We start from the raw sequence: 12,300 nt of genomic DNA, 5'->3' as shown, positions 1-12,300 counted from the left end.
TCGTGCACCCCGTCCCCGGTGCCGAGTCACAGGAGGCTGCGTGTTCTACGGTGTCGTTTCGCACACGGTCGGGCCCCTGCTCCGCGTGCTGCTGCGTCCGAAGGTCGAGGGCAGGGAGAACATCCCGGCCGAGGGCCCGTTCATCCTGGCGAGCAACCACCTGTCGTTCGTGGACAGCTTCGTGCTGTCGCCCGTCATCCCCCGCCGGCTGTGGTGGCTGGCGAGGGCCGAGTACTTCGAACTGCCCGGCGTGGGCGGACGGCTGATCAGGTGGGGCATGCTCGCGCTGGGGAACGTCCCGATCAGGCGCGGACCCACCCGCGCCGCCGTCCGCGCCCTCGAACGGATGGCCGCCTTCCTCGACGCGGGCGGCGGCGTCGCCATCTACCCCGAGGGCAGCCGCTCCCCGGACGGACGCCTCTACCTCGGCCGCAGGGGCGTCGCCTGGCTGGCCCTCAGGTCGGGTGCGAAGGTGGTCCCCGTCGCGCTCGGCAGCACCGACCAGATCATCCCGCTCGGCACTTGGAAGCCGCAGCTCAACGTGCGTCCGACCGTCCGGTTCGGTGAGCCCATGGACTTCTCCCGCTACCGCGACCTGCCGCCCGGCCGGGCCCGTCGCGTCATCACCGACGAGGTCATGCAGGCCATCCGGAAGCTCTCAGACCAGGAATGGGCAGGCACGCTCAACCCCCGCGCGGACGACGAGTAACCCCCCGCGGATTCGGCGGTGCGGCCCCACCGTCCCGTCCGCGAACACGCTGTGCGGCACAGGCTCCGTAGAACACGCCGTGTCCGACCGCGAACCCGTGCTCTCCTGGACCCTACGCTCGAACTCTGGCGGCCTATGTGTCGTGGCTCCGAACGTTGTGTGACCCGTGCGGATTGGGATGGACCGTGCGGATTGGGGTGGCGAGGAGGAGGTTTCGGTGGTGGTGCGGATCGAGCGGGACGGGCCCGTCACCACGGTCGTGATGGCGCGGCCCGAGACCCGGAACGCCGTGGACGGCGCGACCGCCCGTGATCTCGCCGCCGCATTTCGGGCATTCGACGCCGACGAAAGCGCGAGCGTCGCCGTCCTCTGGGGAGAAGGCGGGACGTTCTGCTCCGGCGCCGACCTCAAGTCGATCGGCACCGCGGACGGTCCGCGTCTCGACCCGCCGCCCGCCGACGCCCCGCTCGGCTGCACCCGGCTGCGCCTGTCCAAGCCGGTGATCGCGGCGGTCGCCGGTTACGCGGTCGCGGGCGGTCTGGAGTTGGCGCTCTGGTGCGACCTCCGGGTCGTGGAGGAGGACGCGACGTTCGGGGTCTTCTGCCGCCGCTGGGGCGTCCCGCTCGTGGACGGCGGGACGTTCCGCCTTCCCCGCCTGATCGGCGCGAGCCGCGCCATGGACCTGATCCTCACCGGACGTCCCGTCGCCGCTCGCGAGGCGTTCGACATCGGCCTCGCGAACCGGCTCGTTCCGCCCGGAAAGGCGCGGGAAGCGGCCGAGGATTTGGCCGCGGAATTGGCGCGGCTCCCGCAGGCGTGCCTGCGCAACGACCGCCTTTCCCTGCTCGAAGCGGAGGGCCTGCCGGAGGGCGAGGCGATCGCCGTCGAACACCGACACGGCGAACGCTCCCTGCATGACGCCGCCGAAGGCGTGGCCCGTTTCGCCGCGGGTCTCGGACGGCACGGGACGGCGGCTGAGTAAGTTGTCACTTGCGGAAATTCGAAGAGGAGCCAGCGCATGACGCTGACCTTGGCCGAGGCGGGACTCGCGATCGCCGACCCGAAGACCTACGCCGACGACCAGGCCCTGCACGACGCGCTCGCCTTACTCCGCCGCGAATCCCCGGTGCATCTCGTGGAGGCCCCCGACTACAACCCGTTCTGGGTGGTCAGCAAACACGAGGACGTCATGGAGATCGAGCGCAACCACCAGATCTTCCTGAACGCGCCGCGCCCGATCCTCGCCACCGCCGAATTCGACATAATGAACCGGCAGCGGGCCGAGCAGGGAATCGCGCTCCGAACGCTCGTCCACATGGACGACCCCGATCACCGCGTCATCCGCGCGATCGGCGCGGACTGGTTCCGTCCGCGTGCGATGCGGGCGCTCGAACCCCGCATCAAGGAACTGGCGAAACGGTACGTCGACCGGATGGTCGACCTCGACGGCGAATGCGACTTCGCGCAGGACGTCGCCATCTATTTCCCGCTCTATGTGATCCTGTCGCTGCTCGGCCTTCCCGAGGACGACTTCGACCGCATGCTGACACTCACCCAGCAACTGTTCGGCGGGGACGACGACGACTTCCAGCGCGGGACGACCAATGAGGAGAAGATCCAGGTCCTGCTGGACTTCTTCGCCTACTTCCAAGGGCTGACGGAGGCACGGCGCGCGAACCCGACCGACGACCTCGCGTCCGCCATCGCCAACGCGCGCGTGGACGGCGAGCCGCTCAACGACTTCGACACGGCTTCCTATTACGTGATAATCGCCTCGGCCGGTCACGACACCACCAGCGCGACGATCGCGGGCGGTCTGCACGCGCTGATCGAGCACCCTGACCAGCTCACCCGCCTCCGTGCCCATCCCGAACTGATGCCGTTCGCCGTGGACGAGATGATCCGCTGGGTCACCCCCGTCAAAGAATTCATGCGCACCGCGAACCGGGATTACGAACTGCGCGGCGTGACGATTCGGGAGGGTGAGTCGGTGCTGCTCTCCTATCCGTCCGCGAACCGGGATGAGGATGTCTTCGACAACCCGTTCCAGTTCGACGTCGGACGCGACCCCAACAAGCATCTGGCGTTCGGGTTCGGCGTCCACTACTGCTTGGGTGCGGCATTGGCGCGCATGGAGGTCCGCGCGTTCTTCGACGAACTGCTGCCCCGCCTAGACTCGATCGAACTGGCCGGGCCGCCGGAGAGCATCGCCACCACATTCGTGGGCGGCCTAAAGCGACTCCCGATCCGCTACACCCTGTCCTAACGAACATCTACTTTTACCGGACGTGCGGTTCGCGGTCGCGCCTTCTCGGAGGAGGCACGTTCTTGTTGGAGGTGTCTTCTTAACACGCGCGTTCTAACGGACGCGGTGGAGAAGTTCCTCGCCTCGTGCGAGGCGGCGGCAGTTCTCCGCCGCGACCGCGAAATACCGGTCCCATGTCTCGTGGGTCAGCCATGCCACATGCGGCATGACGACGACATTGTCGAGCTTCAACAGCGGATTCCCCGCGTCCACCGGCTCGGTCTCGAAAACGTCGAGTCCGGCGCCGCCGAGCCGTCCCGTCGTCAATGCCGCCACCAGCGCGGCCTCGTCGATCACCGCGCCGCGAGCGGTGTTCACCACGATCGCGTCGCGTGGCAGCAGCGCCAGCCTTCGCGCGTCGAGCAGGTGATGCGTCTCATCGGTCAGCGGGACATGTACGGAAACGATGTCGCTGGCCCGCAGCAGATCGTCCAGCTCCATCCAGGACGGGTCGCCGGGACGCGGGCGCCGCGAGGTGTAGGCGACCTTCGCGCCGATCGCCTCCAGCATCCCGCGCAGCAGCGTGGCGATCTCGCCGCCGCCGAGGAGCCCGACCGTCCGTCCGGCGAGTTCCCCGCCGACCAGTGCCCGGTCGGCGGGCCAGCCCTCGCCGCGCCGCGTCCGCGCGTCGAACGCGACGACCTTCCGCAGCGCCGCGAGCATCAGCAGCAGGCTCGTCTCCGCGACCGCCTGCGCGTTCCGCCCCGGCATGTTCGCGACGGCGATTCCGCGCTCGGCCGCCGCGTCCAGGTCGATGGTGTTCACCCCGGTGCCGAGCTTCTGGATCAGCCGCAGCTTCGGCGCGCGGTCCATGTCGGCCGCGGTCAGCGGGCGCAGCACATGCCAGATGACCTCGGTCTCCGGTAGGAGCTCGGCGAAGCGGGCGTCGTCCTGCTCGGAGCAGCTCACGATGTCGAGGTCCGGCTCCTCGCGGTCCGTGTCCTCGCGGTCCGTGTCCTCGTAGTCCGTGTCCTCGTAGTCCGTGTCCTCGTAGTCCGTGGCCTTGTGGTCCGTGTCGTAGTGCAGCAGTACCCGCATCGCGGCCCCTTCCCGTCTATCGTCCTGATCATGACGCATGCGCCGTGGCCCGAACGTCCGATTGTGCAGGCGCCGATGGCGGGCGGGCCGTCCACCCCCCGGCTGGCCGCCGCCGTGTCGGACGCGGGCGGCCTCGGCTTCCTCGCCGCCGGGTACAAGACACCGGACGCGATGCTCGCGGACATCGCCGCCACTCGCGCACGCACCTCCCGGCCTTTCGGGATGAACCTGTTCATGCCGTCCCTGGACGAACCCGACCCGGCCGCCGTCGCCGCCTACCGCGACCGCCTCGCGCCCGAAGCGGAACGGCTCGGCGTCGCACTGGGCACGCCCTCGTCCGGCGCGCGCGACGACGCTTACGAGGCCAAGGTCGCGGCCCTGCTGGACGACCCGCCCGCGTTCGTGAGCTTCACGTTCGGCTGCCCATCGCCGCAGGTCATCCGGGCTTTCCGGAACCGTGGCGCCGTCGTGATCGTCACCGTGACGTCCGTGGACGAGGCCCTCCGGTCGTCCGGCGCCGACGCGCTGTGCCTCCAGGGCGCCGAGGCCGGGGGACACCGGGGCACCTTCACCAACAGCAGCTCCGACACGCCGCTGCCGCTCCGCGATCTGCTGGCCGCCGTCCGCGCGATGACGGCTCAGCCTCTGCTCGCCGCCGGCGGGCTCGCCACTGCCGCCGATGTCGCGGATGTCCTGGCGTTGGGAGCGTTCGCGGCCCAGCTCGGGACGGCGTTCGTCCGCTGCCCGGAGAGCGGGGCCAGCGAAGTCCACAAGGCGGCGCTGGCGGATCCTCGCTTCACGTCCACCGCGATGACCCGCGCCTTCAGCGGACGTCCCGCCCGTGGTCTGGTCAATCGCTTCCTGACCGAGCACACGGCACACGCACCGGCCGCTTACCCCGATGTCCACTACATGACCGCGCCCCTACGCAAAGCGTCCGCCACCCAAGGTGACCCGGACGGAATCAACCTGTGGGCAGGAGAGTCCTACCAGTCCACTACCGAAACCCCTGCGGCCCGCCTGGTAACCACTCTGACCTCCACTCTGTAGAGCTCCGCCTAAGCAGAGCGGACATTTTTCGCCTCTCATGGGGTCTGTCGGATGGTTGACTATCCGGAGGGTGACAAAAATGGAACCTTAATTTGGCGTGCTGTGGAACGGGTGTTCGATAAGTTGGGAGTGTGAGTTCGATAAGTGTTGATCTCGATGCGGCGTCCACCATGGAATTGGTCGACGCCTTGCTCGCGATCGCCGGCGAACTCGCCGACCGGGACGCTCCCGACTCGCCAGCGGCATGCATGCAACTCGCCGAGAGCCTGGCGAAGGCCGTCGACCAGCAGGAAAGTGCGCTGGCCGACCTCATCGGACGGGTGGACGTCTCGGGCGAGACGCGCCGCTGGGGCCTACCGTCCACCCAGGCATGGTTGCGGTCGCGACTGGGCATGCGCGAATCACGTGCCAGAGAGCGGGTCACCCTGGCCCGGCAGCGACACCGCCTGCCCCAGGTGACGAAGCTCCTTGCGGCCGGAGAACTGACCTACGGCTACGCATCGACCGTGGCTGAGTCCGTGGCACGGCTGGACGACGTCGATTGCGCGAAGGCCGAAACCCTCCTACTGGAAATGGTCGACCAGGGCTTCTCCGCTGGAAAAGTCGCTTCCTTCGGCCGCCGCATCCGCGACGTCATCGCCGAACGCGAAGGCACCGAGACGCCGGACGACGATGCACAGCGCGGATATGAGCAGTCCTGGATCACGACCACGCGCTCGCTGGACGGCGGCCGGTACGTCAAAGGCTGGCTGAATGCCGAAGACGCCGCCATCTGGGACGGCACGCTCGCCCCGCTCGCCAAACCCGCGGGCCCCGACGACCAGCGCGACCTCCCCGAACGTACCGCCGCCGCGTTGACGTCCGTCCTCTCCGGTGGGCAGAAGGCCACCAAAGTCACCGTGATCTGCGATCTCGACACCCTGACCGGTGGAGACACGCCGGGCCGCCTGACCGACGGCACGCCGATCCCCGCCGAGCAGGCCCGCCGCATCGCGCTCAGCGCCGGAGTCTCACCGCTCATCCTGGGCCGCGGCCACGTCCCGCTCTACCTGGGGCATCGGCAACGCTTCGCCACCGCCGGACAACGCCAAACCTTGGAAACCCTGTACCCGACATGCGCGGTCCAGGGTTGCGAGGTCCCCGGCATTCTCTGCGAAGTCGATCACGTGAACGGCTGGACCCTCGGCCGCAGCCCCACTGATATCGACCAACTCGCCCTCTGCTGCGGATGGCACAACCGCTTCAAACACGCCAACGCCGAACAGATGCGCATAACCCGAGACTCCACCGGACGCTACGTCTACCGAATCCTCCCTCCACCGACCCGCACTGCCCCACCGACCGACTACCCCCAAGCCGCCTAGGACGCGCGTTTCGTCCGATCAAGGAGCTCGCGGACGCCATCCTGTTTCCCCGCGAGGTCGGGGAGGATGCGCTGGCCTTGTTGCGGGCCGTCCAGGTAGAGGAAGGTTCGGTGGAGGCTGGGGATGAGGACGGGCTGTCTATCTGGGCTGGTATCGCGTGGGCGACCGTCCTGATCAGGTGGCCGGTAGTGGGTGCTCCACCTGCTCGTCCAGTGGCCGACGTGATCTCTACGCGGTGAAATGCGAAAGGTCTTCCCGGCGTCGCGCGGCACGGTTACTCTGCTACTGGCGTCCATGCCGGTTATGCGCCTTGCGCCTGGGAGGGTCCCGTTCGCGGGACTTGTTTGGCTCTGCGCCGGCTCCTCTGTCCCGCTTCGCTGAGGAGTCCCGTGAAACTCAAGCACAAGCGCGTCAACGTCAGACGCGGCCGACGGTCCGCGGCCGCCGCGGCGTTGGCGTCGGCCGGTGCGGCGCTGGTGCTGTCGGCCGGCGCCGTGGTCGCGCTCTCCGCCCCGTCGTCCGCCCAGTCCCCGTCCCTGGTCGCGTGTACCTTCCCGGCCTGGGCCGAGGGCACCAGCTACACGGCCGGCTCGAAGGTCGTCTACACCGGCCACGGCTACCAGGCCACCGTCGCCCACACCGCCTACGCGGGCGCCAACTGGAACCCCGCGTCCACCCCCACGCTCTGGCGCGACCTCGGTACCTGCGACGGAACCACGCCGCCGACCGACCCGCCCACGGACCCCCCGACGGACCCGCCGACCAACCCGCCGAAGGGGAGCGAGACCTGCGCGACGAAGGGCAAGCCCGCGGGCAAGGTGCTGCAGGGCTACTGGGAGAACTGGGACGGCGCGTCCAACGGCGTCCACCCGCCGTTCGGCTGGAGTCCGATCGAAAACCCCGTGTTCAAGCAGCACGGCTACAACGTGTACAACGCGGCGTTCCCCGTCATCAACTCTGACGGCACCGTCCTCTGGGAGGACGGCATGGACAACACCGTGAAGGTCGCCACGCCCGAGCAGATGTGCGCCGCCAAGGAGGCGGGCGCCACCATCCTGATGTCGATCGGCGGCGCGACCGCGGGCATCGACCTCAACTCCTCCAGCGTCGCGGACAAGTTCGTCTCGACGATCGTGCCGATCCTGAAGAAGTACAACTTCGACGGCATCGACATCGACATCGAGACGGGACTGACGGCGAGCAGCAGCATCACGCAGCTGTCCGCGTCGCAGTCCAACCTGATCCGCATCATCGACGGCGTACTCGGCCAGATGCCCGCGAACTTCGGGCTCACGATGGCTCCCGAGACCGCGTACGTGACTGGCGGCAGCGTGACGTACGGCTCCATCTGGGGCGCGTACCTGCCGATCGTCAAGAAGTACGCGGACAACGGCCGCCTGTGGTGGCTGAACATGCAGTACTACAACGGCAGCATGTACGGCTGCCACGGTGACTCCTACTCCGCCGCGACCGTCGAGGGCTTCGTCAAGCAGACCCAGTGCCTCAACGACGGCCTCGTCATCCAGGGCACCACGATCAAGGTCCCGTACGACAAGCAGGCGCCGGGCCTGCCCGCGCAGCCGGGTGCCGGTGGCGGCTACATGTCACCCGGCCTCGTCGGCCAGGCCTGGAACTCGTTCAACGGCCAACTGAAGGGCCTCATGACCTGGTCCATGAACTGGGACGGGTCAAGGAGCTGGACGTTCGGCGACAACGTCCGCAGCCTTCAGGGCCGCTGACGGTTCCCGGCCACATCGACGGGCCCGGCGGGATTACCCGCCGGGCCCGTCCCTGTCTTGCCCTGTCTTGCTCGGCTCGCCTATTGGTCGGCTCTTCCTCGGCCCCGGCTCGTTTCCAACTCGGCTCGTCTCCCGATGCCCCTTCCCTGCACGGCTCGTTCACGTCCTGAACCGGCTGGCTCTCTGGTGAGCCTTTTCGCTATCTGGCTCTTGCTGTGCTCGGCTTGTCCTGGGCTCGGTCTGTCCTCTTTGCTGCTTGGTCTCTGATCTCTGATCGGCATGGGCGCTGCCCTGCTCGATCCGTTTCCTGGACGGTGTGCTCTCTGGGGTTCGTCCTGTGTCTGGTTCGGCTCTTTGGTGGGGAGCGGGCTTGACCTTGACGCCGGTGTGAAGGGATAGCTTCGGAGGCGGCCACGGAAGGAGGGGCGATGCGGATCGGGGAACTGGCCGCACGGGCCGGGGTGAGCACCCGCACCCTGCGCTACTACGAGGAGCAGGGCCTGCTCCCGGCGCGCCGCGCGGCCAACGGGTACCGGCTGTACGAGGAGTCCGACGTCCGGCTCGTCGCGGAGATCCGCGCGCTGCTGGCGAACGGGTTCACGCTGGACGACGCCCGGCCGTTCGTCGACTGCCTGCGCGCCGGGCACGACGACGGCGCGTCCTGTCCCGAGTCGGTGGCGGTGTACCTGCGCAGGCTCGCCGAACTCGACGCCGAGATCCGCGCCCTGACGAGGCGGCGCGCCGAGATGGCGGGTCGGCTGACGCAGGCCTGCCCGGGGTGCGTCCTGTCCCCGGGCTTCGCGAACGACCGGGAGACCACCGATGCTCACGCTCACGACGGCGAACTTCGACGACCGCGTACTCCGCGCAGACAAGCCGGTACTGGTCGAATTCTGGGCGGACTGGTGTCCTCCCTGCAAGATGATCGCGCCGATCCTTGAGCAGATCGAGGCGGAGCACGGTGACCGGCTGACGGTCGCGAAGCTGAACGGCGACGAGCATCCAGAGATCGTGTCGCGATACGGCGTGCTCGGCTTCCCGACGCTCAACCTGTTCCAGGACGGGAAGGTCGTCCGGCAGATCGTCGGCGCGAAGCCCAAGCGGCGACTGCTCGCCGACCTCGACGGCCTGTTCTGACCTGGTCAGCGACTCTTCCGGACGGACGTTCCCGACGATTGGACGACCTCTGACGAACCGCCGACTCATGATGCGCCGCCGACTCATGATGCGCCGACGACCCGTGATGCGCCGACGACCCGTGATGCGCCGACGACTCGTGATGCGCCGACGACTCGTGATGCGTCGCCGACCCGTAGCGCGGTGATGACTCGTGATGTGGCGACGGGTTCTGACGCGGCGGACGCATTCTCGTCGGGACTGGACTCGCCACGGGCAGGACTTTGCCTTCACCCCAGACGGCGCGGAGGTCGCGGGGCCTCAGCAACCCCGAGTCGCAGACGACTTCGGCCGGGGCAGGCGGTCTGGGATTGGTGCGTCAGGATTCCCAGCGGTTGCCGGTGAGGCGTTCGTAGACCTCGATGTAGCGGGCGCGGGTGGCGTCCACGACGTCCTGCGGGATGGGTGGGCCGGGCGGGGTGCGGTCCCAGTCGAGGCCGCCGCTCCAGTCGCGGACATATTGCTTGTCCAGCGAGTGCTGCGGGCCTCCCGGCTTCCACTGGTCGGCGGGCCAGAAGCGCGATGAGTCGGGGGTCAGGACCTCGTCGCCGAGCACGAGCGTCCCATCAGCCGCACGGCCGAATTCGAGCTTCGTGTCGGCGATGACGATGCCGCGTTCGGCGGCGAGGGCCGCGCCGCGCCGGTAGACGTCGAGGGTGACGTCCTTGAGGCGGGCGGCGGCGTCCGCGCCGATCTCCTGGACGACGTCGTCGTAGGTGATGAACTCGTCATGCCCCACGGTCGCCTTGGTGGTCGGCGTGAAGATCGGCTCCGGGAGCCGGGACGCCTCGACCAGCGCGTCCGGTAGCGGGACGCCGGAGACCGCGCCGCCCTTCTCGTACTCCTTGAGGCCGAGCCCGGCGAGGTAGCCGCGTGCGATCCATTCGACGGGGAGCATGGTGAGGCGCTGGCAGCGGATCGCGCGTCCGCGCCATTCGTCCGGGACGTCCGTCGCGGACACGACATGGTTCGGAACGATGTCCGCGAGCTGCTCGAACCACCACAGGGAGAGCTGGGTGAGGATCTTCCCCTTGTCGGGGATCGGCGTCGGCAGGACGACGTCGTACACGCTCACCCGGTCGGTCGCGACGAGGATCAGCTCGTCGCCGTCCGCGTAGACGTCCCTGACCTTGCCCGAGTGGACCAGCTCCATGGCGCTCCTCACCTCTACATGCCGGAATGGAGTCTCGCACAGCTCCCATCCATCATTGCGATCAGGCTTCCCCGCGCACAGCCCAACCTCCCCAACGCACGGCCTTGCTTCCCAGACGATTGTGCTTCCCATCGCGCGGTCTGGCCTTTCCACCGCACCATCTGGACGACACCTGACCTGCCTGTGCGCGGATGGAGTCCGTGTGTGCGGGCTGCTTGGCCCGTGCATGGCTGTCCGTGCACGGCACGGCTTGCCGGTGCTGGGTCAGGCTTCTATGTGTACGCGGACGGTCTTGACCGTCGGGTCGGCTGCGTCTGGGATCACCATTCCGGCGTCGACGCCTGTCCGTAGGTACTCGATAACGGAGGCGTTGATCCGTTCGCCGGGCAGGACGGCGGGGATGCCGGGCGGGTACGGGGTGAGCATCTCGGCGCAGATCCGTCCGACAGCCTCGGCGGCGGGGACCTGCTCGGCGTCTCCGAAGAATGCCTCGCGCGGCGGCCGGACGAGTTCGAGACGCAGTTCGTCCGGAGACGGAACGGCGACCCCGGCAGGCGCCCCGCCTCCAACTCCGCCCGTGCTCTCCACGTGCTCGCGAAGGTCGCGGAGGGCGGTGAGCAGCGGCTCGACGGTGTCCTCGTCGTCGGCGAAGGTGAGCTGGGCGCTGATCCTGCGATGGTCGGCCAGATGCAGGTTGATCCGGTGGTGCTCGCGCAGCCAGTCGGCGGCCCAGTAGCCGGTGGTTCCGAGGTCAGCGATGTCGATGACGACAGGCAGCGGATCGAGGTCGTGAGCGCGGCCTGGCCCGGTGAACTCGTCCCGCCCCTGGACGGCGAAGCCGAGAATGCCCGAGATCTCCTCGCGGACTTGCTCGGCCAGGTCCAGCGCGTTCTGAAGCAACTCGTGGCCGTGCTCGACCATCTGCCTGCGCCATCCGTCCAACCCCGCGTAGAGCAGCACGGACGGGCTGGTGGTTCCGAGCAGGTCCTCGCGGGCCTTCAGTTCGGTCGGGTGGACCAGGTCGCCCTGCTGGTGGAATACCGAGCCCTGCTCCAGCCCGGCGCCCATCTTGTGGACGCTCGTCACGCACACGTCGGCGCCCGCGTCCATCGCCCAGATCGGCAGGCCGGGATGGAACGGCAGGTGCGCGCCCCACGCCTCGTCCACGATCAGCGGGCGGCCGCGCTCGTGGCAGACCGCGGCGATCGCGGCGAGGTCGGCGGTCCCTCCGTACGGGGTAGGGCTGGTGACGAGGGCGCCGCGCGCCTCCGGGTGCTCGTCCAGCCGGGCGGCGAACGCCTCGGCGGACGGCGGGTGCGCGAGATGCCGGTCGGGATCCCAGCGCGGTTCCACCCAAATCGGCCGGACGCCCGAAAGGATCAGCCCCGACACCACGGACTTGTGCGCGTCCCTGGCGATCACCAGCTCCTCCCCGGGTCCGGCGACGGCCAGCATCGCGCTCTTCACGGACAGGCTGCTGCCGCAGGTGGAGAAGAACGTCTGCTCGGCGTGGACGGCGTCCGCCATCAGCTCCTGCGCGTGTTCCAGGACGCCGTGGCCGGACGCACGGTCGTCCAACCCGGAGATCGCGAGGACGTCGGAGTGGAACACGGCGTTGCCCAGCACCTCCCGGACGCGCGGGTCCGCGCCGCGGCCCTGCTTGTGGCCGGGCGGGGTGAACGAGAGTTGTCCCTCCCGGTGGTAGGCGGCGAGGGCTTCGAGGACGGGGGCACGCGAATGGTCCATGTCCCGGCGTGTTCCCGAGC

11 protein-coding genes are annotated in these 12,300 nt (G+C 68.7%); 8 read left to right on the top strand and 3 right to left on the bottom strand.

All coding sequences use genetic code 11. The features are described 5' to 3' along the window. Nucleotides 1–40: 40 nt before the first annotated feature. From FXF65_RS02705 to FXF65_RS02695, 3 genes are all read left to right on the top strand, one after another. On the top strand, nucleotides 41–709 hold the full coding sequence (locus tag FXF65_RS02705) for a lysophospholipid acyltransferase family protein (protein ID WP_148348052.1): 669 nt from the start codon (nucleotides 41–43) through the stop codon (nucleotides 707–709). Between the two features lie 217 nt (nucleotides 710–926). Continuing rightward, nucleotides 927–1,691, top strand: a complete 765-nt coding sequence (locus FXF65_RS02700; RefSeq protein ID WP_222868340.1) for a crotonase/enoyl-CoA hydratase family protein — start codon at nucleotides 927–929, stop codon at nucleotides 1,689–1,691. A gap of 36 nt (nucleotides 1,692–1,727) precedes the next feature. Beyond that, nucleotides 1,728–2,975, top strand: coding sequence for a cytochrome P450 (locus FXF65_RS02695; RefSeq protein WP_148348050.1), 1,248 nt, complete (start codon nucleotides 1,728–1,730; stop codon nucleotides 2,973–2,975). Nucleotides 2,976–3,068: 93 nt separating this feature from the next. Here the strand turns inward: FXF65_RS02695 and FXF65_RS02690 are convergent, their stop codons facing one another. Then, entirely contained in the window at nucleotides 3,069–4,052 is a 984-nt protein-coding gene (locus tag FXF65_RS02690) for a 2-hydroxyacid dehydrogenase (RefSeq protein ID WP_148348049.1), read from the bottom strand. 30 nt (nucleotides 4,053–4,082) lie between these two features. Between FXF65_RS02690 and FXF65_RS02685 the strand changes: the two genes are divergently transcribed. The 5 genes from FXF65_RS02685 to trxA all read left to right on the top strand — a co-directional run bounded on the left by FXF65_RS02685 (nucleotide 4,083) and on the right by trxA (nucleotide 9,342). Then, a complete protein-coding gene (locus FXF65_RS02685) occupies nucleotides 4,083–5,102 on the top strand; it encodes a nitronate monooxygenase (RefSeq protein ID WP_148348048.1) in 1,020 nt (339 codons plus the stop codon). Between the two features lie 170 nt (nucleotides 5,103–5,272). Next, nucleotides 5,273–6,466 (top strand): HNH endonuclease signature motif containing protein, encoded by a 1,194-nt coding sequence (locus tag FXF65_RS02680; protein WP_148348047.1) that lies wholly within the window; start codon nucleotides 5,273–5,275, stop codon nucleotides 6,464–6,466. Between the two features lie 389 nt (nucleotides 6,467–6,855). After that, entirely contained in the window at nucleotides 6,856–8,205 is a 1,350-nt protein-coding gene (locus FXF65_RS02675; protein WP_246198307.1) for a carbohydrate-binding protein, read from the top strand. Between the two features lie 428 nt (nucleotides 8,206–8,633). Then, nucleotides 8,634–9,146 carry a MerR family transcriptional regulator gene (locus FXF65_RS45760; RefSeq protein ID WP_148348046.1) on the top strand — a complete coding sequence of 171 codons (513 nt, stop codon included), beginning with the start codon at nucleotides 8,634–8,636 and terminating at the stop codon, nucleotides 9,144–9,146. Next, on the top strand, nucleotides 9,028–9,342 hold the full coding sequence (trxA, locus tag FXF65_RS02665; protein ID WP_148348045.1) for a thioredoxin: 315 nt from the start codon (nucleotides 9,028–9,030) through the stop codon (nucleotides 9,340–9,342). The genes FXF65_RS45760 and trxA overlap by 119 nt, the downstream gene beginning before the upstream one ends. A 358-nt stretch (nucleotides 9,343–9,700) precedes the next feature. On the opposite strand, the gene FXF65_RS02660 is transcribed toward trxA, so the two are convergent. Together FXF65_RS02660 and FXF65_RS02655 are read right to left on the bottom strand one after the other, a co-directional pair. Next, nucleotides 9,701–10,534 (bottom strand): phosphoribosylaminoimidazolesuccinocarboxamide synthase, encoded by an 834-nt coding sequence (locus FXF65_RS02660; protein ID WP_148348044.1) that lies wholly within the window; start codon nucleotides 10,532–10,534, stop codon nucleotides 9,701–9,703. Nucleotides 10,535–10,798: 264 nt separating this feature from the next. Then, nucleotides 10,799–12,280, bottom strand: coding sequence for an aminotransferase class I/II-fold pyridoxal phosphate-dependent enzyme (locus FXF65_RS02655; RefSeq protein ID WP_148348043.1), 1,482 nt, complete (start codon nucleotides 12,278–12,280; stop codon nucleotides 10,799–10,801). Nucleotides 12,281–12,300 lie beyond the last annotated feature (20 nt).

The organism is Actinomadura syzygii, assembly GCF_008085905.1.
GTDB classification, from domain to species: Bacteria; Actinomycetota; Actinomycetes; order Streptosporangiales; family Streptosporangiaceae; genus Spirillospora; species Spirillospora syzygii.
This window is presented reverse-complemented; position numbering and strand designations above follow the sequence as displayed.

Bases quoted from the DNA above. Each gene is read 5' to 3' on its own strand.
- FXF65_RS02695 (WP_148348050.1), top strand. From the start codon at position 1,728: ATGACGCTGACCTTGGCCGAGGCGGGACTCGCGATCGCCGACCCGAAG.
- FXF65_RS02690 (WP_148348049.1), bottom strand. From the start codon at position 4,052: ATGCGGGTACTGCTGCACTACGACACGGACCACAAGGCCACGGACTAC.
- FXF65_RS02685 (WP_148348048.1), top strand. From the start codon at position 4,083: ATGACGCATGCGCCGTGGCCCGAACGTCCGATTGTGCAGGCGCCGATG.
- FXF65_RS02680 (WP_148348047.1), top strand. From the start codon at position 5,273: ATGGAATTGGTCGACGCCTTGCTCGCGATCGCCGGCGAACTCGCCGAC.
- FXF65_RS45760 (WP_148348046.1), top strand. From the start codon at position 8,634: ATGCGGATCGGGGAACTGGCCGCACGGGCCGGGGTGAGCACCCGCACC.
- trxA (WP_148348045.1), top strand. From the start codon at position 9,028: ATGCTCACGCTCACGACGGCGAACTTCGACGACCGCGTACTCCGCGCA.
- FXF65_RS02660 (WP_148348044.1), bottom strand. From the start codon at position 10,534: ATGGAGCTGGTCCACTCGGGCAAGGTCAGGGACGTCTACGCGGACGGC.
- FXF65_RS02655 (WP_148348043.1), bottom strand. From the start codon at position 12,280: ATGGACCATTCGCGTGCCCCCGTCCTCGAAGCCCTCGCCGCCTACCAC.